Annotated in this window: 16 protein-coding genes and 2 tRNA genes; 16 read left to right on the forward strand and 2 right to left on the reverse strand. The window is 63.8% G+C overall.

The window, feature by feature from the left end; all coding sequences use genetic code 11:
- Positions 1-305: 305 nt before the first annotated feature.
- The 3 genes from ENJ37_06800 (at position 306) to ENJ37_06810 (ending at position 5,283) form a co-directional block, all read left to right on the forward strand.
- Complete coding sequence (locus ENJ37_06800) at positions 306-2,228, forward strand: tetratricopeptide repeat protein (GenBank protein ID HHL40197.1); 1,923 nt, start codon at positions 306-308, stop codon at positions 2,226-2,228.
- 136 nt (positions 2,229-2,364) lie between these two features.
- Positions 2,365-4,344 carry a ferrous iron transport protein B gene (gene feoB / locus ENJ37_06805; protein ID HHL40198.1) on the forward strand — a complete coding sequence of 660 codons (1,980 nt, stop codon included), beginning with the start codon at positions 2,365-2,367 and terminating at the stop codon, positions 4,342-4,344.
- A 288-nt stretch (positions 4,345-4,632) separates the two neighbouring features.
- A complete protein-coding gene (locus ENJ37_06810; protein HHL40199.1) occupies positions 4,633-5,283 on the forward strand; it encodes a DtxR family transcriptional regulator in 651 nt (216 codons plus the stop codon).
- 6 nt (positions 5,284-5,289) lie between these two features.
- Here the strand turns inward: ENJ37_06810 and ENJ37_06815 are convergent, their stop codons facing one another.
- Positions 5,290-5,904 (reverse strand): hypothetical protein, encoded by a 615-nt coding sequence (locus ENJ37_06815; protein HHL40200.1) that lies wholly within the window; start codon positions 5,902-5,904, stop codon positions 5,290-5,292.
- A gap of 722 nt (positions 5,905-6,626) precedes the next feature.
- A tRNA-His gene (locus ENJ37_06820) sits at positions 6,627-6,701 on the reverse strand.
- A gap of 424 nt (positions 6,702-7,125) precedes the next feature.
- Here ENJ37_06820 and ENJ37_06825 point away from each other — a divergent pair.
- From ENJ37_06825 to sppA, 13 genes are all read left to right on the forward strand, one after another.
- Positions 7,126-7,201 (forward strand) — tRNA-Gly (locus tag ENJ37_06825).
- 94 nt (positions 7,202-7,295) lie between these two features.
- On the forward strand, positions 7,296-7,718 hold the full coding sequence (locus ENJ37_06830; GenBank protein ID HHL40201.1) for a transcriptional repressor: 423 nt from the start codon (positions 7,296-7,298) through the stop codon (positions 7,716-7,718).
- A gap of 369 nt (positions 7,719-8,087) precedes the next feature.
- On the forward strand, positions 8,088-11,573 hold the full coding sequence (locus ENJ37_06835; protein HHL40202.1) for a DNA polymerase III subunit alpha: 3,486 nt from the start codon (positions 8,088-8,090) through the stop codon (positions 11,571-11,573).
- 16 nt (positions 11,574-11,589) lie between these two features.
- Positions 11,590-12,558: an acetyl-CoA carboxylase carboxyltransferase subunit alpha gene (locus ENJ37_06840; protein ID HHL40203.1), complete on the forward strand. Its 969-nt coding sequence runs from the start codon at positions 11,590-11,592 to the stop codon at positions 12,556-12,558.
- 96 nt (positions 12,559-12,654) lie between these two features.
- Positions 12,655-13,725: a prephenate dehydratase gene (gene pheA / locus ENJ37_06845; protein HHL40204.1), complete on the forward strand. Its 1,071-nt coding sequence runs from the start codon at positions 12,655-12,657 to the stop codon at positions 13,723-13,725.
- A 183-nt stretch (positions 13,726-13,908) separates the two neighbouring features.
- Positions 13,909-15,012, forward strand: a complete 1,104-nt coding sequence (locus tag ENJ37_06850) for a histidinol-phosphate transaminase (protein ID HHL40205.1) — start codon at positions 13,909-13,911, stop codon at positions 15,010-15,012.
- A gap of 536 nt (positions 15,013-15,548) precedes the next feature.
- On the forward strand, positions 15,549-16,562 hold the full coding sequence (gene aroF, locus ENJ37_06855) for a 3-deoxy-7-phosphoheptulonate synthase (GenBank protein HHL40206.1): 1,014 nt from the start codon (positions 15,549-15,551) through the stop codon (positions 16,560-16,562).
- A gap of 73 nt (positions 16,563-16,635) precedes the next feature.
- The gene (locus ENJ37_06860) at positions 16,636-17,532 is read left to right on the forward strand and encodes a prephenate dehydrogenase/arogenate dehydrogenase family protein (protein HHL40207.1); all 897 of its coding nucleotides are present in this window, start codon (positions 16,636-16,638) and stop codon (positions 17,530-17,532) included.
- On the forward strand, positions 17,529-18,854 hold the full coding sequence (gene aroA, locus ENJ37_06865) for a 3-phosphoshikimate 1-carboxyvinyltransferase (protein ID HHL40208.1): 1,326 nt from the start codon (positions 17,529-17,531) through the stop codon (positions 18,852-18,854). Before ENJ37_06860 ends, aroA begins: the two co-directional genes overlap by 4 nt.
- The gene (locus tag ENJ37_06870) at positions 18,515-19,543 is read left to right on the forward strand and encodes a (d)CMP kinase (GenBank protein HHL40209.1); all 1,029 of its coding nucleotides are present in this window, start codon (positions 18,515-18,517) and stop codon (positions 19,541-19,543) included. The genes aroA and ENJ37_06870 overlap by 340 nt, the downstream gene beginning before the upstream one ends.
- On the forward strand, positions 19,534-20,382 hold the full coding sequence (locus ENJ37_06875; protein HHL40210.1) for a 4-hydroxy-3-methylbut-2-enyl diphosphate reductase: 849 nt from the start codon (positions 19,534-19,536) through the stop codon (positions 20,380-20,382). The genes ENJ37_06870 and ENJ37_06875 overlap by 10 nt, the downstream gene beginning before the upstream one ends.
- 111 nt (positions 20,383-20,493) lie before the next feature.
- Positions 20,494-22,149 (forward strand): 30S ribosomal protein S1, encoded by a 1,656-nt coding sequence (locus tag ENJ37_06880; protein HHL40211.1) that lies wholly within the window; start codon positions 20,494-20,496, stop codon positions 22,147-22,149.
- A gap of 51 nt (positions 22,150-22,200) precedes the next feature.
- Positions 22,201-23,106, forward strand: coding sequence for a signal peptide peptidase SppA (gene sppA, locus ENJ37_06885; protein ID HHL40212.1), 906 nt, complete (start codon positions 22,201-22,203; stop codon positions 23,104-23,106).
- Positions 23,107-23,174: the final 68 nt, after the last annotated feature.

A 23,174-nucleotide genomic window follows, 5' to 3' on the forward strand; every position in this document is an offset into this window, starting at 1 on the left:
ACTCCCTCCAAAAACTTTTAACGCGAGTTGGTTTCCCCCTGTTTTGCCTGGCAAAACAGGGGGAAACCAACTCGTATTAAAAGTCTTTGAAGGGGGTCTGGGGGAAACTTTCTTCAGAAAGTTTCCCCCAGCGTAATTAATCGGAGTTTTCTTAGATTTTAACATCGAGGTGCTGTGAGTCAAGGTTTTTTAGCGCCGCTCTTTTCGGGGCTTTTCTGAAGGTCGTTGACCGCGGCGGTCGATTTTGCTACATTCGAAGGGATGAGGCGACGCGGAGAAGAGGTGGGAGGGGGAGCCGCAGCGAGATGACTTTTAGTCTGAGAGAGCTCTTGTCGACGAGGCTTGCGCCCTTTCTGTCCATAACGGTCTTCGCCGCCGTCGTGAGGGGCGTTTACGCGGTCCAGCAGGGCGACAACCCCTTCACCTCCTTTCCCATAAGCGATTCGCTCGTATATCTCCACGAGGCCGGCAGGATCCTGGACGGCGACTTCCTGGGGCGCGAGGTCTTCACCTTCGGCGGCGGGGCCTTCTACAACTATTTCCTGGCGCTTATCTTCCTCCTCTTCGGCAGGGACAACTTCCTCGCGGTCCAGCTCGTCCAGCACCTCATGGGGGCCCTGGCCTGCGGCTTCATCTACCTTGCGGCCGAGAGGCTCTATGCCCGGTGGGTGGCCGTAACCATAGGGTTGTGGGCCTCGCTCTTCGCGCCCTTCCTCTTCCACGAGGGGCTTTTGCTGACGGGAGCGCCGTCGGTCTTCTTCCTCGTCCTCTCGCTCTATCTTATGGTGGGCCGCAAAGAGGGGAGGTCCTGGCGCTCGGCGCTGGGCGCGGGCGTATTTCTCGGCCTCGCGGCCCTTGCGCGGCCCAATCTGCTCATCCTCGCCCCCCTTTATCTCGTCTGGATACTGACTGACGGCTGGCCCTCGGTTCTGCGGCGGGCGGCGCCCTACGCCCTGTGCGCCGGGGTGGTGCTCGTCGTGGCGCCCGTCACGGCGCGCAACTACGCGGCCGGCAAGGACCTGGTCCTTGTGAGCGCGGCCGCGGGCCTCAACCTCTACGTCGGCAACAACGCCAGGGCCACCGGTCTTTTCCAGTTGCCGCCCGAGCTCGCCGTCTACAACGACGCCAACATGTACTCGGCGGCCCGCAGGCTCGCCTCCCAGGCCGCCGGGCGGGAGCTTCTGCCTTCCGAGGCCTCGGACTACTGGGCCGGACGGGCCCTCGAGTTCATGGCCTCCAACCCGTCGGACGCCCTGAAACTGCTGGCCAGGAAGGTACTCCTCTTCTGGAACGCCAGCGAGATAACCAACATCTACAAGTTCGACTTCTTCAGCGACTACTCCTTCCTGCTGCGCGGCCCGCTCCAGGGTTTCGGCGCCCTCGCCCCCCTCGGCCTCATGGGGCTTGCCTGGATACTGCTCTCCGGCTCCCGTGACGAGCGCTTCATCGCCGCCGCGGCGCTGGCCGTCATGGTGTCGGTGGTGATCTTCTTCGTCTCATCGAGGCTTCGCCTGCCCGTGGCTCCCATGCTCTTTCTCACCTCGGGCTTCGCCATCTCCCGCTTCGTGGAGCTTCCGGGACCGGCGGCCCGGCTCAAGGCGACGGCTTCGCTCCTTGCCTTCATCGTCTTCGCCAACGTCGAGGTCGGCGGCGAGGTGCGCAAGGTCGTTGAGAGCGACTCCTTCACCTATCTGCAGGTGGCGCGAAAGTACATGAAGGAGCGCGACTACGAAAAGGCCCTCGACTACCTCCTTGCGGCCCTGGCCCGCGACATGGACAACCCCGAGCTGCTGGTGCTCGCCGGAGACGCCGCCAGGGAGTCGGGCGACCTGGGCGCCGCCAGGAGTTTTTACCACCGCATCATAGCGGACAGGAAGAAGCTCCCGCCGCCCCGCGAGTTCACCGGCGCGCTGCCCGACCGCTACTACATGATAGTCTACAGGGCCTTCGCCCACCTCGGCATAATAAGCTTGCGCGAGGGCAACCTCGCCGAGAGCGAACGCTATCTGCGCGAGGCCGTCACCCGCTTCCCCATAGGCATGGAGGCGAGGAAGTATCTCGCCAGGACCTTCGAGCTCCAGGGCAAGCTCGAGGACGCCCTCGTCGAGTACGTCAGCTACCTCCGGCTGAACCCCGGCGACCACCGCATAAAGGACCATGCGCTCATGCTCAAGGACCGCATCGAGGCGGGTGAGGGGAGCGGCGGGGAGGGGAGCCCGGGCGGCTGAAACAGAACCCGCCGCGGAGGACGGCGTAGGGCCTTTGTTGAAAATAATTTTCATTTTCTTCTTGACCCGCGCCCTCGGCCGGTGTAAACTGTTGGACGAGCTTTGAGAGATAAAGAATCATTTTCATGGAGGTAGGATGGACTGCCACGCGGCCGATAGCGCCGTCGAAGAGACGGGCGCCGACGACACCGTAATACTCGTCGGCAACGCAAACGTCGGAAAGAGCGTCATCTTCGGCCTCCTGACGGGCAAGTACGTCACCGTCTCCAACTATCCCGGCACCACCGTCGAGGTCTCGCGCGGCAACATGACGCTCGGCGGCACCCGCCACCTCGTCGTCGACACGCCGGGCGTGAACGGTCTCATCCCCATGAGCGAGGACGAGGAGGTCACGCGCAACATCCTGCTCAGCCTCAACCCCTCGTGCGTGCTCCAGGTGGGCGACTACAAGAACGTCAAGCGCACCCTGCTGCTCGCCCTCCAGCTCGCCGAGATGGAGCTGCCCCTGGTCCTGGACCTCAACATCGAGGACGAGGCCCGCGACAAGGGCATAATCGTCGACAAGAAACGGCTCTCGGAGCTGCTCGGCGTCGACGTCGTCTCCACCGTCGCCCCGGAGCGCAAGGGCATAAAGGAGCTTCGCGCCGCCGTCTCTTCGGCCCGCCGTCCCGCGGCGAGGGTGAAGTACCCGCCGCTCGTCGAGGAGTACGCCGGCCGCATAGCCGCCCTGCTGCCCAGGGCCCCCATCTCGCGCCGCTCCCTCGCCCTCATGATACTGGCGGGCGACAGGACCCTTCGCCCCTGGATCAAGGCCAACGTGGCCGACAGGGTCATCGACGCCATCGAGTCCCTGCGCGACGAGTGCGCCCTGAAGCTCGGGGCTTCGCCGGCAAACGTCATAAGCGAGGCGAGGATACGGGCCGCCGAGGCCATGGCCGAAGAGGTGACCGAGAGGATAGAGGCCGCCAGGTCGGGCCTCGCCGCCGCCTTCGGCGACCTCTGCATGCACCACATCTGGGGGGTGCCCATACTCCTGACCGTCCTCTTCCTCCTCTACGAGTTCGTGGGCGTCTTCGGCGCCGGCACGCTCGTCGACTACTTCGAATCCACCATATTCGGCGAGTACGTGAACCCGGCGGCCGTCGCCGTCGTCGACCGGCTCGTGCCCGTCCCCTTCCTGCGCGACATGCTCGTCGGCGAGTACGGCCTCGTCACCGTGGCGCTCACCTACGCCATCGCCATCATCCTGCCCATTACGGCCACCTTCTTCATCGCCTTCGCCGTGCTCGAGGACAGCGGCTACCTGCCGCGCCTGGCCATAATGAGCAACAGCTTCTTCAACCGCATGGGACTCAACGGCAAGGCCGTCCTCCCCATGGTCCTCGGCTTCGGCTGCGGCACCATGGCCGTCATGACATCGCGCATACTCGAGTCCCCGCGCGACAGGATAATAACGACCTTCCTGCTGGCCCTGGCCATTCCGTGCTCGGCCCAGCTCGGCGTCATCCTCGGCATCCTCGGCAGCCTCTCCTTCGCGGCCACCGTCATCTGGGCTGGCAGCCTCGCGGCCGTCATGTTCGTCGCCGGATACCTCGCCGCAAAGGTCATCCCCGGCGACAGGTCCGACTTCTTCATGGAGATACCGCCCATAAGGGTCCCCAACGCCCGCAACGTCCTCTTCAAGACCCTGGGGCGGGTGCGATGGTACCTGCGCGAGGCCGTGCCGCTGTTTCTGCTCGGCACGTTCATACTCTTCATGCTCGACAAGCTCAACCTCCTCGACATCATAGAAGAACTCGCCTCGCCCGTGGTCGTCGACTTCGTCGGCCTCCCGGCCAAGGCGACCGAGGCCTTCATCATGGGATTCCTGAGGCGCGACTACGGCGCCGCCGGACTCTACATGCTCTTCGAGAACGGAGAGATGACCTCGCAACAGGCCCTGGTGAGCCTCGTGACCATAACGCTCTTCGTCCCTTGCCTTGCGAACTTCTTCATGATAGTAAAAGAGAGGGGCACGAGGACGGCGCTTCTCATCATTGCCATTGTCTTTCCCCTGGCCTTCCTCGTCGGCGGGGCGCTGAACCGGGTGCTCGCCCTCTTCCCCGGGCTCGTCTGAGGGGGAGGGGGGAAGGCGCCTTCAATGAATCAGGGGCCTATCGGGGGCTCCTTGAAACGCTTCGGTAGGGGCTTCTTTCGGGAGGGGGCTCGCTGTAACGGCGCTCTCCGGCAGGCGGCCCGCGCCAGGCGGGGATTGTTACGCCTTTGCGGGCCGCCTGCCGGAGAGCGCCGCAAGAGTTGATTGACGTTACGGGGTATTCCGGGGCGGCCGGGGGGCAGGTGACCTTATACCCGGCAGTTCCGCCGGTGGGATGAATCGGGGTTTTCGAAAAGGAGAACGGCGGTCATGATCGACAAGGAGAGGGTCGACGAGGCGCTTCAGCTTCTATGGATACTCGACGAGGACGGCGCGAGCACCGTCGCCGCCTTTGAAGAGAGGTCCCACGACGCCGAGCCCGGGGAGGTGCTCGACCATGTCGTGCGCAGCGGCCTCGCCCGGCGCGACGGCGACGGGCTCTCGCTCACCGACGAGGGCCGGGCCGAGGCCCGCGGACTCATAAGACGCCACCGTCTCTCCGAGCGGCTCTTCTCCGAGGTCTTCGACATCCGCGACCCCGTGGCCCACGAAGACGCATGCAAGCTCGAACACATACTGAGCGAAGAGCTCACCGACAGCGTGTGCACCTTCCTCGCCCACCCCGACACCTGCCAGCACGGAAAGCCCATACCGCGGGGCGAGTGCTGCAAGAAGTACACCGTCGAGATGACGCCTCTGGTGGTGAGGCTCAGCGACTTCGAGGTGGGCGCAAGGTGCAAGATAGTCTTCATCGCCTCCACCGACACGGGCAGGTTCAAGAAACTCAACTCCATCGGCATACTGGCGGGCAGCGTCATAAAGCTCCTGCGCAAAAAGCCCACCGTCGTCCTCCAGGTCGACGAGACGACCGTGGCCATCGACCCCGACATGGCCGCCGAGATATACGTCCGCAAGGCCTGAGCCGCCTTACTCCTCGACCGTCACCTTGCCGAACATCGTCCTGTGGATGACGCAGACGTAGTAGTAGGAGCCGGGCTCGTCGAAGCGGTGCTCCCACGCCGCGCCCGGCGCTATCTCCGGCGACGAGAGCCCTCCCGCGCCGCCGTGGGTCCGAACCGAGACTATCCGGTGCTCCGCCCCGTCTTCGCTCACCCACCGCACCGTCTCTCCCCGCCCGATGACGATGTTGTCGGGCGCGAAGACCTTGAATCCCTTCTCCGTCAGGGTGGCCCGCACCAGGTGCGCGCCGTCGACGGCCTCGCTCCTTGCCGGCTCGGAGAGCTCGGCGTCGAAACGGCTCGTGCGGACCTTGACCAGTGGCCCGGCGTCATCGGTGAGGTAGGCGAACTCGGAGGCCATACGCTCGGCCATGAGAAAGAACCTCTCGAAATCCCTCCTCGACGTTCCGGGCGCCAGCGCCTCCGCCACCAGCGCCTCCACCTCGGCGGCCACGACAGGGAGGTTCTCCTGGACCAGCGCGGTCATGAGCCACCCCTCGCCCTCGTTGAAGGCCGCCTCGAAACGCAGCGAAAAGTCCGAACGGGCCGCCTGCGCGGAACCGATCCACAAAAGTACGGCCACGACGGCCGCCCCCCTACTAACACCTAAAGCCTTCAACACGGCTCCGCCTCCTTGCGCCCTTCGCCTTCGCCCCCCCCGGCGGCAAGACGGGCGCCTCCATGAATTACCCTGGGGGAAACTTTCTGTAGAAGGGCCAGAGGCTCACGTTTCCCCCAGCCCCCTCCTATGTTATTCGGATGTTTGGCGGTCCTCTGGAGGTTCGGCCCGCGCCAGGCGGGATTTTTTACGCCTTTGCGGCCCGAACCTCCAGAGGACCGCCCCCCCCGGGGCAGCTAATGCGGACAAGACACCCCCTTCAAAGACTCTTGAGGAAACTCTGATTTATTGCACTGAGGGAACCTTTTTGTAAAGGGTCACAGACCCACGGTTCCCTCAGACTCCTTCCAAAAACTTTTAACGCCCTGCGGATCATCCCGATTTTGCGAGCAAAATCGGGATGATCCGCAGGGAATTAAAAGTCTTTGAAGGGGGGCTGGGGGAAACGTGGGCCTATGGCCCTTCTACAGAAAGTTTCCCCCAGGTAATTAATCAGAGTTTCCTTAACTTGGGCTGAAGGAGCTCGTTTCATCGGCGATCATGAAAGCCAACGCGGCTCGAGGAGCAAACAAAAGGGGGGAGAGAGGGGCCGGAGAGCCGGCCGATCCGCGCCGCCAGACGCGCCTTGCCCGGGAGACTGCGGAACAGGGCTTTCCTCGATGGGTGGCGGCCGTTCAGGAGGGGTGTGGGGTGGACGAGGGGATTCGAACCCCCAGCCCCTGGAGCCACAGTCCAGTGCTCTGCCCTTGAGCTACGCCCACCACTGGTCTCTATCGTCCGCCGCACGCCGCGGTCCGGCGCGCTGCGGGTCTGCAAAACGTAACACGAAGCGCTCGGCGCTGTCAACAGGTAAGTTCCCTCGTGCGGCCGTTGAAAAATAGCTTGACAGAGGCGGCGGTTATGGTATCATCCTCTTTCGACGCCCTCCCGCGGGGGCCTTGTGTTGGGGGGCCACCCTGTCTCTCCGGCGCTTCTTTTGGGTGCCGGGGCTTCTTTTGTGTACGGGGGGCTTCCTTGTATATGGGCTTCCTTGTGTGCGGGGGGGCCTGTATAGGGGCTTCTTTCTGTTGGGTACGGTCTTTCCTTCGGGCCGCACGCAGTGATGGGGACGCTCTTATTGCACCGGGGGAACCTTTTTGTAAGAAGATTTCCCGGGGTAAATCGCAGCTTCCTTGAAGTCAGAGTGCGGGAGTAGCTCAGTTGGTAGAGCACAACCTTGCCAAGGTTGGGGTCGCGGGTTCGAATCCCGTCTCCCGCTCCATTCTGTTGACAGGATGTGACAGGCACGTGAATCTCCTCCCCCTGCCGGGCTATCAGGGCTATCAGGATCGTTGACATTGACGCCTTCCGAGAAGATGGAGACCCTCAAGCGCTACCTTGAGAGAGAGGGACTCAAATCCACTTCCCAGCGTGACTTCATCGCTCAGACCTTCTTCAAGACCAACACCCACATCAGCATAGACGAGCTGCTCAAGAAGGTGCGGCGCAAGAACCCGTCCATCGGCTACGCCACGGTCTACAGGACCATGAAGCTGCTCGTCGACTCGGGGCTCGCCATCGCCCGGCACTTCGGCGACAACCAGACGCGCTACGAGAACATCCCCAAGGACGGCCACCACGACCACATAATATGCGTCAAGTGCCTCAAGATAGTGGAGTTCCACGACCAGAAGATAGAGGACATCCAGGACGAGATCGCACGCAACGCGGGCTTCGAGGTCATAAACCACAAACTCGAGATCTACGGCTACTGTCCCGCCTGCAGCGCCGGCCGGTAACATCCAACCTCCCGCAGACCCCTTCAAAGTCACTTCCTTACACAGCGCTTCAGGGAATTTCCGGTTCATTCCACTGAGGGAACCTTTAACGCCCTGCGGATCATCCCGGTCTTGCAAGCAAGATCGGGATGATCCGCAGGGAATTGATCAGAGCTTCCCTTAAAAGTCTTTGAAGGGGATATCTTGACCGCGCCCGCCGCATGGGGGCGGTGGCCGGGAGGTTCGGGCCGCAAAGGCGTAAAAGATCCCGCCTGGCGCGGGCCGAACCTCCCGGCTACCGCCGAACATACGAATCCGGAGTTTCCCCGGTCTTTTTCCGGCTCACAGAAGACTACCAAAATCGCCCGCGACGTGTTATCATTCTCCGCCATGCAGCACGCCGACTTCGTACACCTCCATCTCCACACCCATTACAGCCTGCTCGACGGGGCCATAAGGCCGGAGCGGCTCTTCGAACTGGCGCGGGAGTTCAAGATGCCGGCCGTGGCCGTCACGGACCACGGCAACATGTTCGGCGCCGTCGACTTCTACCGGCAGGCCCTCGAGGCCGGCGTAAAGCCCATCATCGGCTGCGAGGTCTATGTGGCCCCCGGCTCCCGCAGGGACAGGTCGCCTTCGGCCGGCCGCGGCGAGGGGACCTACCACCTGGTGCTCCTCGTCAAGGACCTCACGGGCTACAGGAACCTCTGCAAGCTCGTAAGCCGCGCCTACCTCGAGGGCTTCTACTACAAACCGCGCATCGACAAGGAACTGCTCAGGGAGTACAGCGAGGGGCTCATCGCGCTCAGCGCCTGTCTCCACGGCGAGGTCGCCCACTGGGCGGCCATGGGGGATCGCGGGCGGGCGAAGGCCGCGGCGCGCAGCTACATGGAGATATTCCCGGACCGCCGCTTCTTCCTCGAGCTCCAGGACAACGGCATCGAGGAGCAGAAAAAGGTCAACCGCCTGCTCGTGGAGCTGGCCGGAGAACTGGGCCTCCCCCTGGTGGCCACCAACGACTGCCATTACCTGCGGCGCGAGGAGTCGCGCTTCCACGACATACTGCTCTGCGTCCAGACCGGCAAGACCGTGAACTCGCCCGACAGGATGCGCTTTTCCACCGACCAGTTCTACTTCAAGAGTCCCGAGGAGATGCGCCGGCTCTTCGCCGATGTGCCCGAAGCGCTCGCCAACACCGTCGAGATCGCCGAGCGCTGCTCGCTGGAGCTCGAGCTCGGCACCTACCACCTCCCCGATTTCGCCGTGCCCGAAGGCGAGACCCTCGACTCGCTGCTCGAAAAGAAGGCGAGGGAGGGCCTTGAGGCGAGGTTCGCGGCCATGGCCGCAAAGGGGGCCGACGTGGAGGGCGTGCGCTGGAGCTATCTCGAACGTCTCGAAAAGGAGCTCAAGGTCATAAAGGGCATGGGCTTTCCAGGGTACTTCCTCATCGTCTGGGACTTCATCGAGTACGCAAGGAGCAGGGACATCCCCGTTGGGCCGGGCCGCGGCTCGGCGGCCGGGAGCCTCGTGGCCTGGGCCCTGGGCATAACCAGCCTCGACCCCATAAAAAACAACCTCCTCTTCGAGCGCTTTCTCAACCCCGACCGCATAAGCATGCCCGACATAGACGTCGACTTCTGCTACGAGCGCCGCGACGAGGTCATCCGCTACGTGACCGAAAAGTACGGCTCCGAGAACGTAACACAGATAATCACCTTCGGACAGATGAAGGCCAGGGCCGTCATACGCGACGTGGGCAGGGCGCTGGACATGAGCTACGGCGAGGTCGACAGGATAGCGAAACTCGTGCCCGACCGCCTCGACATAACCATCGACAAGGCCGTGGACGAGGAGCCGAGACTCAAGGAGCTCATCGACTCCGACGCCCGCGTGGCCGAGCTCATCGAGGCGGCCAGGGCGCTCGAGGGCCTGCCGCGCCACGCCTCCACCCATGCCGCCGGTGTCGTCATATCCAACCGCCCGCTCGTGGAGTACCTCCCGCTCTACAAGGGGCAGAAGGACGATGTGGTGACCACCCAGTACGCCATGAAGGACGTGGAGGCCATCGGGCTCGTCAAGTTCGACTTCCTGGGGCTCAAAACACTCACCGTCATGGACAGGGCCGTAAAGGAGATACGCCGCAGCCGCGGCGTCGACCTCTCGCTCGAGGACCTCCCCCTCGACGACGCCCGGACCTACGCCCTCGTGGCATCGGGCAACACCAACGGCGTCTTCCAGTTCGAGAGCTCGGGCATGAAGGAGCTGCTTCGCAAGATGCGGCCCGGCAGCTTCGAGGACTTGACGGCCGCCGTGGCGCTCTACCGGCCCGGGCCGCTCCAGAGCGGCATGGTCGACGACTTCATCATGCGAAAGCACGGCCGCACCCCCATAGTCTACGAACTCGACGAGCTCGAACCCATACTGGAGAGCACCTACGGCGTCATGGTCTACCAGGAGCAGGTCATGGAGATAGCCAAGACGCTGGCCGGCTACACGCCGGGTGATGCCGACAAGCTGCGAAAGGCCATGGGCAAGAAGCTCGACCACGTGATGATCGCCGAGCGCGAGAGGTTCCTCAAGGGAGCGGAGAAGAACGGGATCGACCCGCGCACCGCCGAGAAGATATTCGATCTCATGGCCCACTTCGCGGGCTACGGATTCAACAAGAGCCACAGCGCCGCCTACGCCCTCATCTCCTACCAGACGGCCTGGCTCAAAGCCCACTATCCCGTCGAGTTCATGGCCGCCCTCCTCAGCTCCGAGCGCGACAGGACCGACAAGGTGGTCCTCTACACGGGCGAGTGCCGCGAGTCGGGCATCGAGGTCCTGGCGCCCGACATAAACCGCAGCATGCTCGACTTCACCGTCGAGGACGGAAAGATACGTTTCGGCCTCGGCGCCGTGAAGAACGTGGGCCGGGGGGCCATCGAGGAGATCGTCCGGGCCCGCAGCGAGGGGCCCTTCACCTCGCTCGTGGACTTCCTCAGCCGCGTCGACACGCGCAAGGTCAACAAGAAGGTCGTCGAAAGTCTCGTGAAGTGCGGCGCCATGGACGGGCTCGGCGCGAACCGGGCCTCGCTCGCCGCCTCGCTCGACGCCGCCATGGAGGTGGCCCAGGGCGTGCAGCGCGACAGGGCCGCCGGCCAGGGCTCCATATTCGACATGCTCGGCGGCGCCGCCGCGACGGCGGAACGCTCCTTCAGGGCCGTGGAGGTCGACGAATGGCCGCTCGAAGAGCTGCTGGCCAACGAAAAGGAGTCGCTGGGCTTCTACTTCTCGTCCCACCCCCTCGAAAGCCGCACGGAGGAGCTCAAGAGGGCGACGACCGATACGACGCGCTCGATAAAGGAGCGTGGCGGCGCCGCCGCCACCATAGGAGGTGTCGTCACGGCCGTGCGCGAGACCACCACCAAGAAGGGCGACCGCATGGCCTTCGTCACCATAGACGACATGGCCGGCAGTTGCGAGGTCGTCGTCTTCTCCGACGTCTACGCAAGAGCCAGGGAGGTCCTCGAGGGGGGAGAGCCCGTGGTGGTCACCGGCAAGGTGGAGGTCGCCGAGGGGACCGACGGCAAGGAGCCGTCGGTCAAGATGATAGCCGCGGAGATAACGCCCCTTGACCGGGCCGCCGACATTGAGGTAAAAAAGACCCACATCGTCCTGCCTACCGAGGGGCTCGACCGCGCAAAGCTCGTAAAGCTCAGAGAGCTCATCGAGGCCAACCCCGGCCGCTCGCCGGTCTTCCTCCACCTGGTGGGACCGGGCCGCCGCGAACAGGTCCTGAGGCTTCCCATGGACCTCGCCATAAGCCCGGTCGAAAAGACCTTCGCCAAGATAAGAAAGCTGGTCGGCGCGAGCGAGGTCAAGCTCGCCTGATCGCCGAGGGGCAATAATGACCTACAAGCACGTTCTGGATTTCGAGAAGGCCGTGGCCGAGATCGAGGAAAGGCTCGAGGCCCTCGGCTACTTCGGTCCCGAGGACCGCAAGGCCGACAGCGACGAGATAAAAAAACTCGTCAAAAAGCACCGAAAACTCCTCAAGGATACGTACTCGAGCCTCACGCCCTGGCAGATAACCCAGGTGGCCCGCCACCCGGCGAGGCCCTACACCCTCGACTACATAGAGCGCATCTTCGAGGACTTCGTGGAGCTCCACGGCGACCGCTGCTTCATGGACGACCACGCCGTGGTGGGGGGGCTTGCAAGGCTCGACGGCGCCCCGGTGGTCGTCATCGGGGAGCAGAAGGGGCGCAACACGAAGGAGAAGGTCTACCGCAACTTCGGCATGCCCCATCCTGAGGGCTACCGCAAGGCCCGCCGCCTGATGGAGCTGGCCGACCGCTTCTCGAGGCCCGTCATAACCTTCATCGACACGCCCGGCGCATACCCCGGCATAGGCGCCGAGGAGCGCGGCCAGAGCGAGGCCATCGCCTCCAACCTGCTGACCATGAGCGGCCTGCGGGTTCCCGTCGTGAGCGCCGTCATCGGCGAGGGCGGCAGCGGCGGGGCCCTGGCAATAGGCGTTGCCGACAGGGTGCTCATGCTCGAGTTCTCGACCTACTCGGTCATCTCGCCCGAGGGGTGCGCCGCCATACTGTGGAAGGACGGCTCCAAGGCCGAGGCGGCCGCCAGGGCCCTGAGGCTCACGGCCAAAGACCTCCTGGAACTCGGGGTGATAGACAGGATAGTGGCCGAGCCGCTCGGCGGCGCACACCGCGACCACGACGAGGCGGCGGCGAACCTCAAGCTCGCCCTCATGGAGAGCCTCGACGAGCTTCGGGCTCTGGAGCCGGCAAGGCTCGTCGAAGAGCGCTACGAAAAATTCCGCCGCATGGGTTCCTTCAGCGAGCCGCAGGGTTGAAAAAAACGGCGGCGAACAAATGGTGTTGATTTGAACGGAAAAAAGTAATATCATAACCCTCCAGAGTTAAAGGTGAAATCCGGCGTCGTGAAAAGCATCCACAGGCTCGATGAGCTCAGAACAGAGATAGACGGGATAGACTGCGAGATCCTCGATCTTCTCAACAGGCGCGCCGCCTGCGCCATAGAGATTGGGAAGATAAAGCACGAGCAGAAGCGCGACGTCTACGCCCCCGACCGTGAGCGCGAGATCTACCGCCGCCTCATGGAGCGCAACAAGGGGCCCTTTCCCAACAAGGCGCTTCGCAACGTCTTCCGCGAGATCATAAGCGGCTCCATATCCCTGGAAAAACAGCTCAAGGTGGCCTTTCTCGGCCCGCCCGCCACGTTCACCCACCAGGCCTGCATGCAGCACTTCGGCCTCATGGGCGAGTTCGTGCCCAAGAAGGACATCGCCGACATCTTCGACGACGTGGAGCGCGGACGCGCCGACTACGGAGTGGTGCCGATCGAGAACACCACCGAGGGGGTGGTGACCCACACCCTCGAGATGTTCGTCACCTCGAGCCTCAAGATCTGCGCCGAGATACTCATCGAGGTCTCCCTTGCGCTCATGAACAGGTCGGGCCGCCTCGGGGAGATCACAAAGGTCCTCTCCCACCCGCACGCCATAGCCCAGTGCAGGAAGTGGCTCAAGGAGCATCTCGCCGACGCCGCCGTGGCGGAGGTGTCGAGCACCGCCATGGCCGCCCAACTGGCCTCGGAGGACGAGTCGGCGGCGGCCATTGCGAGCGAGGCGGCGGCCGCGCTCTACGACCTCAAGATCGTCGAGCGCGCCATAGAGGACCAGGCCGACAACCTGACCCGGTTCCTCGTCATCGGCAAGAACGACTCGCCGAGACGCACGGGCATGGACAAGACCTCGCTCATGTTCGCAACGAAGGACACGCCGGGCGCCCTCTACAGGATGCTCCAGCCCTTCGCCACGCGGGGCATAAACCTGACGAAGATAGAGTCCAGGCCCATGAAACGCAAGTCCTGGCAGTACGTATTCTTCCTCGACCTCGACGGTCACATAACCGACGGGGACATAAGCGAGGCCGTGAGCGAGCTCGAAGGCATGTGCTCGTTCCTGAAACATCTCGGCTCCTACCCGAAAAGCGTATGACAGCAGGGTATTGGCGCCCTTTGTTGATGTACTACCTTATGAAATGTCCGCCTGATTCGTCATTGCCGGGAGCGGCAGGGCCGTGGGCTCGCGGCCACTGCTCATACTGATCTTCGCCGCGGCCCCGGTGACGGAACAGGCAAGCAATCGCACCTTAATCGGATTTCAAGCGGCGGGTGTATGATGATCACCGATACCAAAGACAGGCTTAAACTGCCCGTGCCCGACTACATAGCCTCGCTCGTGCCCTATCCGCCGGGGAAGCCCATCGAGGAGCTGGAGCGCGAGCTCGGCATAAGCGGCTCCATCAAGCTTGCGAGCAACGAGAATCCGTTAGGGCCGTCGCCCAGGGCCATCGAGGCCGCGGCGCGGGCCGTGAGGGAGGCGCACCGCTATCCCGACGGTTCATGCTTCTATCTCAAGCGCAGGCTCGCCGCCCACCTCGGCGTCGAGACCGGCAACATCATGGTCGGCAACGGCTCCAACGAGATCATAGAGCTGCTCGTCAGGACCTTCGTGAGACCCGGAGACGAGGTCCTCATGGCCGATCCAAGCTTCGCCGTCTACCCGCTGGTGACCCAGGCTGCGGGCGGCGCGGCCGTGCGGGTGGGGCTGAGGGAGATGACCATCGACCTCGACGCCATGGCCCGCGCCCTGACCGGCCGCACGAGGCTCGTCTTCATCGCAAACCCCAACAACCCTACGGGCACAATCGTCACGGCCGCGGCCCTCGACGCCTTCATGGAGCGGGTGCCCCCCGGTGTCGTGGTCTGTATCGACGAGGCCTATTACGAGTACGTGCGAAGCCCGGACTATCCCGACTCGCTTCGCTACATAAAAGAGAGGGCCGTCGTGGTGCTGCGCACTTTCTCCAAGATATACGGCCTTGCCGGTCTCCGCGTCGGCTACGGGGCCGCGCCCGAGGAGATCGTCTCCCTTGTCGAGCGTGTGCGACAGCCCTTCAACGTGAATTCCGTGGCCCAGGCCGCCGCCTGCGCCGCCCTCGACGACAGGGACTTCGTCGAGCGTTCACGGCGGGCAAACGCCGATGGCCTCCAATACCTCTTTGCGGGACTCGCCGAGCTCGGCCTTGAAACGGTCCCCACTGAAGCCAACTTCTTTCTCATAAAAGTCGGCGACGGCAAGCGTCTCTATGAAGAGCTGCTGCGGGAGGGTATCATAGTGAGACCCATGGGCGGATACGGCCTCGGCGAATACATAAGGGTCAACGTCGGCACAAAAGCCGAAAACCACCGCTTACTTTCTTTTTTGAAAAAAAGAAAGTAAGCAAAGAAAAAACGATGAATCTTGTTGGGCGTCGTTGCGCCGCCGGCAGGCAAAGCGGCCCTCAACTTCCTCTCACGCGGGTTCCTTTTTTTGGATTTTGAAGGAGAGGGGGAAAAGAGGGCGTTTGAATCTGTCGGGGGTGAGTTGGTCGCGCGTGGGAGGGCGTCCTTTTCCGGCGATGGGGCTCGTTTTTTGGGGTGTTTGGTGCCGGGTCGGGCCGCAAGGGCGTAACAACCCCGTCCGGCGCGGGCCGACCCGGCGCCGAACACCCGCTTACTTTCTTTTTTTGAAAAAAGAAAGTAAGCAAAGAAAAAACGATGAATCTTGTTGGGCGTCGTTGCGCCGCCGGCAGGCAAAGCGGCCCTCAACTTCCTCTCACGCAGGTTCCTTTTTTTTTGAATTTTGAAGGAGATGGGGAAAGAGGGCGGTTGAACCTGTCGGGGCTGACCCGGCGCCGAACACCCGTCAACGGGCGGCGGCCAGGGTCTGCGCTACGGCGTTTCAGGCAGGCGAAGAGATAAGGGCAGGGGGTGGAGATGATTATCGTCTTGAAGAAAGACGCGACCGAGGAACAGGTGGACCACATCATCGAGAAGATCAAGGAGGCGGGTCTGGCCGTTCACTTGTCGAAGGGCAAGGAGCGGACCATCATAGGCGCCATTGGCGACGAGTCGGCCCTGACCAACCTCCCCATGGAGGTCTTTCCGGGTGTTGAGAAGGTCATGCCCATACTGAAACCCTTCAAGCTCGTAAGCCGCGAGTTCAAGAGCGAGCCCACCATCATAGAGGTGGACGGCGTCACCATAGGGGGGCGGCAGGTGCAGATCATCGCCGGTCCCTGCAGCGTGGAAAGCCGTGAAAGGCTCCTTGACACGGCCCGGGGCGTCAAGGAGGCGGGAGCGCGGCTTCTGCGAGGCGGCGCCTTCAAGCCCAGGACCTCCCCTTACGACTTCCAGGGGCTCGGTGTCGAAGGGCTCGAACTACTCGCCGAGGCCAGAAAGGAGACGGGCCTCCCCATAGTGAGCGAGCTCCTCGACCCGCGTGATACGGGACTCTTCGAGCGCTACGTCGATATAGTGCAGATCGGCGCCCGAAACATGCAGAATTTCAGGCTCCTCACCGAGGTGGGAAAGCTCGGAAAACCGGTGCTCCTCAAGCGAGGGCTGTCGGCCACCATCAAGGAGTTCCTCATGGCGGCCGAATACATAGCTTCCCAGGGCAACCGCGACATCATACTCTGCGAGCGCGGCATAAGGACCTTCGAAACGGCCACGCGCAACACCCTCGACCTGAGCGCCGTGCCCGTGCTCAAGGCCGAGACCCACCTGCCCGTCTTTATCGACCCGAGCCACGCCACGGGAAAGTGGGAGCTCGTGGCCCCGCTCGCCAGGGCGGCCGTGGCCGTCGGAGCCGACGGACTCCTCATCGAGGTGCACTCGGAGCCGGAGGCGGCCATGTGCGACGGCGCGCAGTCGCTCAAGCCCTCGAAGTTCGCCGCCCTCGTGGGCGAGCTGCGGCGCGTCGCCGAAAGCGTGGACAGGACCATCTGACTGTTTCAGGGGATGCCGGGGGCCGGAAGATGCCCGGCCGGCGCGCAAAAAGACCCGGAAAGGTTTTGTTGATATGACGGACGGCAAGGTCTTCTTCGAAAAGGTGACCATCATCGGCGTGGGACTCATCGGAGGCTCCATGGCCATGGCCATGAAGCAAAAGGGCATGGCCGGCTCCATCGTCGGTGTGGGACGGGGACTCGAAAACCTCGAAAAGGCGGTTGAGCTCGGCGCCGTCGATACCTTCACCCACAACATCGAGGACGGCGTCAGGGACGCGGACCTCGTGGTCGTGGCCGTGCCGGTTCTCAAGGTCGTGCCCGTCATCAAGCGCCTTGCAGGCTCGCTCAAGCGCGGCGCCATAGTCACCGACGTGGGCAGCGTAAAGCGGGCCATAATCGACGACGTGGAAGACGAGCTTCCCGAGGGGACGTACTTCGTGCCGGGCCACCCCATAGCCGGCACCGAGCACTCGGGCGTCGGGGCCGCCTTCCCCGAGCTCTTCAAGGACCGAAAGTGCATACTCACGCCCACGGAGAGGACCTCGCAGCATGCGCTCGGCAAGATACAGGCCCTCTGGACCGAGATGGGCTCGGTGGTGGTCATCATGGACCCCGTCACCCATGACCGCGCCCTGGCGGCCATAAGCCACCTGCCCCATATCATCGCGTACTCGCTGGTCAACACGGTGGCCGACGTGGAGCGTTACGAGGAGGACATCTTAAGCTACTCGGCCGGCGGATTCCGCGACTTCACGCGCATCGCATCGAGCTCCCCGGAGATGTGGAGCGACATATGCGCCATGAACCGCGACTTCATACTCGACATGCTCGGAAGCTTCAAGAAACGCATCGAGTCCATGGAAGAACTCATAGAGAAAGGCGACCTCAAGGCCCTGAGGGAGGACTTCGAGCGGGCCAAGTCCATAAGGGACTCGCTCGTCAGGGGCGAGCGCCCCGGGGCCGTATGACGAAGGGGGCGGGTACGAACTCCGGCGCAGTCACGGTGACCGCCGCCGGGCCTCTTCGCGGCGAGGTGAGCGTTCCGGGCGACAAGTCCATCTCCCACAGGGCCGTGCTCCTCGGCTCCATCGCAACCGGCGAGACGGTCGTCGAGAACTTCCTCGAGGGCCGGGACAACATGAGCACGCTGCGCGCCTTCGAGGCCATGGGCGTTCGCTTCAGGCGCGAGGGCGGTGGAAGGCTCACCGTCGGGGGCGTGGGCCTCCGCGGTCTCGCCGAGCCCGGCGACGTCATAGACGCCGGCAACTCCGGCACCACGGCGCGGCTCCTCACCGGCCTTCTCGCCGGCCAGCACTTCTTCTCGGTCATCACGGGCGACGCCTCGCTCCGGCGCCGTCCCATGGGACGGGTGGTGACGCCGCTGCGCTCCATGGGCGCGGCCATAGAGGGACGGCGGGGAGGGGAGCTGCTGCCCCTGGCCGTAAGCGGCCGCCCCCTCAGGGGCATGGAGTACGCCGCACCCGTGGCCAGCGCCCAGCTCAAAAGCTCGCTGCTCCTGGCCGGCCTCACGGCCGAAGGCGTCACGGCCGTAACCGAGCCCATGAAGAGCCGCGACCACACCGAACGCTTCCTCGCGCGCTTCGGCGCCGACATCGAAGTCGACGGCCTCACCGTGAGGGTGAGGGGAGGGCGGGAGCTTACGGGCTGCGAAGTGACGGTGCCGGGAGACATATCCTCGGCCGCCTTCCTGCTCGTAGCCGCGCTGATCACGCCGGGCTCGGACCTTCTCGTAAGGAATGTGGGCGTAAACCCCACGCGCACCGGCATCCTCGACATACTGGGGAAGATGGGAGCCCGTATCGAGACATCGGAGCTGCGCGATGAGGGCTTCGAGCCCTCGGCCTCCATACGCGCAAGGACATCGAAGCTTCACGGCGCCGCCATAGGCGGCGCCGAGCTGCTGCCCGCCATCGACGAGTTCCCCGTCATATGTGTGGCCGCGGCCCTGGCCGAGGGGGTGACCGTCATAAGCGGCGCTTCCGAGCTTCGCGTGAAGGAGAGCGACAGGATAGCCGTCATGGCCTCGGCGCTCTCCTCCCTCGGCGTAAAGGTGGAAGAGCGCAGCGACGGACTGGTGATCGAGGGCGTGGGCTCAGGGCGCGGCGCCCTCGGACACGCCCGCATCGACAGCCGCGGCGACCACCGCGTGGCCATGGCCATGGCCGTCGCCGGTCTGGCAAGCCCCGGCGGCGTGACAATCGACGACGCGGACTGCGCCGACGTATCCTTCCCGGGCTTCTTCGACCTGCTCGAAGAGATTGGGGGCTGACGGACGTGACCGGTAAAAAAAGGCCCGTCATAGCCGTCGACGGCCCGAGCGGCGTGGGCAAGAGCACGACGAGTTCGCTCCTTGCCCGGCGCCTCGGCCTCGACTACGTGGACACGGGGGCCATGTACAGGGCCGTCGCCGTCGCCGCCGCCGATGCGGCCGTCGACATCGACGACGACGCGGCGCTCGAGGCCTTCTGTGAAGGCCTCGACATCACCTACGACGGCCGCAGCGGCAAGACGTTCGTAAACGGCGAGGACTTCTCCTCCAGGATCCGCGAACACCACGTGGGAGAGCTCGCCTCGAAGACATCGGCCAGGGCGCCCGTGCGCCGCATGCTCACGGCGCTCTTTCGCCGCATCGCCTCCGGCGGCGGGGTGGTCATGGAGGGACGCGACATAGGCACCGTCGTGCTGCCCCACGCGGACTTCAAGTTCTTTCTCACGGCCGACCCGGCCGAACGCGCCAGGAGAAGACACGCGGAGATGGCCGGAAAGGACGCCGCCCCGGACCTCGACAGCGTGAGGGCCGCCATAATGGAGCGCGACGCAAGGGACGCCTCCCGCGCCGACGCCCCGCTTCTCAAGGCCGACGACGCCGTGCTCCTGGACACCACCGCCATCGACGCCGAGGCCGTCGTGGCGAAGATGATCGAAGTTATAGAGAAAGGACGGCCGTCTTGGAGATAATAGTGGCAAGGGCCTCGGGCTTCTGCTTCGGCGTGAAGCGGGCCATAAACCTCGCCGAGAAACGCTCCGCCCTCGGCGACGGCGAGATATATACGCTGGGGCCGATAATACACAACCCACAGGTCGTGAAGAGGATGGAAGAGATGGGGGTGCGCGTGAAGTCGAGCGTCGGCGAGATAGAGGGCGGCACCGTCATAATAAGAAGCCACGGCGTCACCTACGAAGACCTCAAGGCCGCCTCGTCCAAGGGGCTCGAGGTGCTCGACGCCACCTGCCCCTTCGTCAAGAAGGCCCAGGCCCTCGTCTCCTCGCTCTCGGGGGAGGGCTACTTCGTCGTCATAGTGGGAGAGAAGGAGCACCCCGAGGTCAAGGGGCTCGTCAGCTACGGCGGCGGCGATATCATGGTGGCAGGCTCCGCCGGGGATCTCGACGGCATGGCGCGGAAAAAGAAGATCGGCATCGTGGCCCAGACCACGGTCCCGCACACGAAGCTCGTAGAGGTGACGGGCCGGTGCCTGGCCCTGGCACAGGAGATCAAGGTCTACAACACCATATGCGACGCCACGAGCGTGCGCCAGCGCGAGAGCATCGAGATAGCCCGTGAGGTGGACTGCATGTTCGTCGTGGGCGGGCGCAACAGCGCGAACACCAGGCGCCTGGCCGAGGTGTGCCGCTCCATCCGGCCGTCCACCCATCACATAGAGGTCGCCTCCGAGATCGAGCCCCGCTGGATCGAGGGCGCCGGAAAGGTGGGGGTGACGGCCGGCGCCTCCACGCCCCAGTGGATAATCAGGGAGGTCGTCGACAGGATCGCCTCCATCGGCGCCGGAGGACGGTAAGGGTACAAACCGTTACTTTCCTTGAAAAAAAAGTCTCTTAATTGATTTGCACTTTGCCTGCTACTGTGGTATCGTGACAGATATAAACAACAAATCAGGGGGATTGACTTGATGATGGTTGACGAGGAGAAGTCTCAGGGAGAGGGCCTTGAGACCAATTTTGCAAAGCTCTTCGAGAGCAGCGTCCAGGAGATAAAGGTCGGCGATGTCGTAACCGGAAGGGTTATTCAGATATTGGACGATACGGTCATGGTCGACATCGGCTCCAAGTCGGAGGGACGGGTGCGTCTCGACGAGTTCAAGGGGCCCGACGGCAAGCCCACCATCAAGGAGGGCGACGAGATCAAGGTCCTGCTCCTGAAGTGGGAGGACGAGAACGGTTTCGCCGTGCTCTCCAAGACCAAGGCCGATCAGCTCAAGGTCTGGGACGAGATAGTCGAGCGCTTCGACAAGGGAGAGAACATAGAGGGCGTCATCTCTCAGAAAATAAAGGGCGGTTTCTACGTGGACATCGACGGCGTCACCGCCTTCCTGCCCAACTCGCAGGTGGACCTCAAGCCCGTCAGAAACCCCGACGACTACATAGGCAAGAGGTTCGAGTTCAGGATACTCAAGTACAGCCGCCGCAAGAACAACGTCATCGTCTCGCGCCGCAAGATACTCGAGGAGGAGCGCGAGAGGCTGCGCGCCGAAACGCTCTCGAAGCTCGAGGAGGGCATGATCATGAAGGGTGTGGTCAAGAACATCACCGACTACGGCGCCTTCGTGGACCTGGGCGGCATAGACGGCCTCATACACCTGACCGACATGTCGTGGGGCAAGATAACCCACCCCTCCAACATACTGAGCGTCGGCGACGAGGTGAACGTGAAGGTCCTCAAGTTCAACCGCGAGGACGAGAAGATATCGCTGGGGCTTAAGCAGACCATGCCAGACCCCTGGCTCACGGTCGACGAAAAGTACAGCGTCGGAGACCGCGTGGAGGGACGGGTCGTCAACATCACCGACTACGGCGCCTTCGTGGAGCTCGAGGAGGGGCTCGAGGGTCTCGTCCACATCTCCGAGATGTCGTGGACCAAGATCCGCCATCCCTCGCAGAAACTCAAACCCGGGGACCGCGTGGAGGTCATGATCCTCAACATAGACGCCGCGAACAGGCGCATATCGCTGGGACTGAAGCAGGTGGAGCCCAACCCCTGGGACGAGATCGTGCGCAAGTACCCCAAGGGCTCCATAGTGAGGGGTGTGGTCAAGAACATCACCGATTTCGGCGTCTTCGTGGGCGTGGAGGAGGGTATTGACGGCCTCATCCACATCTCCGACCTCTCGTGGAAGAAGGTCAAGCACCCCTCGGAGCTCTTCACCAAGGGCCAGGAGGTGGAGGCCATGGTGCTCAACATAGACCGCGACGCCGAGCGCTTTTCGCTGAGCACCAAGGCCGTGGAGGCCAATCCCTGGGAAGGTGTCGAGGAGCGCTACAGACCCGGCATGATCGTCGAAGGCGTAGTCACGGGCCTGGCCGACTTCGGGGCCTTCGTCGAGATCGAGGACGGCCTCGAGGGGCTCGTTCACGTCTCCGAGCTCAACAGGGGCAGGCAGCAGTGCGGCGACATCAAGGTGGGCGACCACGTGGCGGTCGAGGTCCTCAACGTGGCCCCGCTGGACAGGAAGATCGCCCTGAGCATACGCGACGTGCTCGTCGAGCCCGAGCAGGAGCAGGCCGAGGCCGAGACGGAGGCGGCCGGGGAGGAAGACGCCGAGTCCTAAGGGAGCCGTCCCCCGGTGCGCACCTGCGCTGCGGACCCGGCGTAGCCGACGATGAGAAAGCCCGGATTCGTCAAGAACCTGCTGGCCGCGGTGGGCGCCGCCTTCGTGGCGCTGCTCGTGCTGTCCGTACTCGTGGCGGTCGTCACCGGCGGCGAGGGCGGCTTCGGAGACAAGGTCGCCGTCGTGACAATCGAGGGGCTCATAGCCGACTCTACGGAGACGACGAGGCTCCTCGGTGAGCTCGCAAGGCGCGACGACGTGAAGGCCGTGGTCCTGAGGATAAACTCGCCGGGCGGAGGCGTGGGCCCCTCACAGGAGATACACCGCGAGGTCCAGAAGCTCAAGCAGAAAAAGAAGGTCGTCGCCTCCATGGGGGCGCTCGCCGCTTCGGGCGGCTACTACATCGCCTCGGCGGCCCACATGATCGTCGCCAATCCCGGCACCATAACGGGCAGCATCGGCGTCATAATCGAGTTCGTCAACGCCAGGGAGCTGCTCGCCAGGATCGGCCTCAAGGGGGTCGTCATCAAGAGCGGCCCCTTCAAGGACGCGGGCTCGCCGGTCCGCGAGATGACCGACGAGGAGAAGAGGCTGCTCCAGGCCGTGGTCGACGACGTGCATAGCCAGTTCGTCGACGCCGTGGCCGAGGGCAGGGGACTTGAGCGGGCCGAGGTGGAAAAGCTCGCCGACGGCCGCATCTTTTCAGGACTCCAGGCAAAGGCCCTGGGCCTTGTGGACAGGCTCGGAAACCTGAGCGACGCCGTAAGGCTCGGCTCCGAGCTCGCCGGAATCTCCGGCGAGCCGTCCGTCATCTACCCCGACCGCCGTCTCGGCGGTCTGTGGCGGGCCCTGCTCGGCGACGGCGCCTCGGCTCTCGCCCGCTACCTCGGCTTCGGCGGCGGAGGCCTCCGCATCCTCTACCTCATGGGCCGCCACAACTCCTTCGGCGTCGGCTGAACCGCGCCGGCCCGGGACCGGCCGACCGTCACCGCCGGTGGGGACGCCGGACGCATCCCTTGCGAGCG

It is taken from the genome of Deltaproteobacteria bacterium (genome assembly GCA_011375175.1).
Lineage (GTDB): Bacteria > Desulfobacterota > GWC2-55-46 > GWC2-55-46 > DRME01 > DRME01.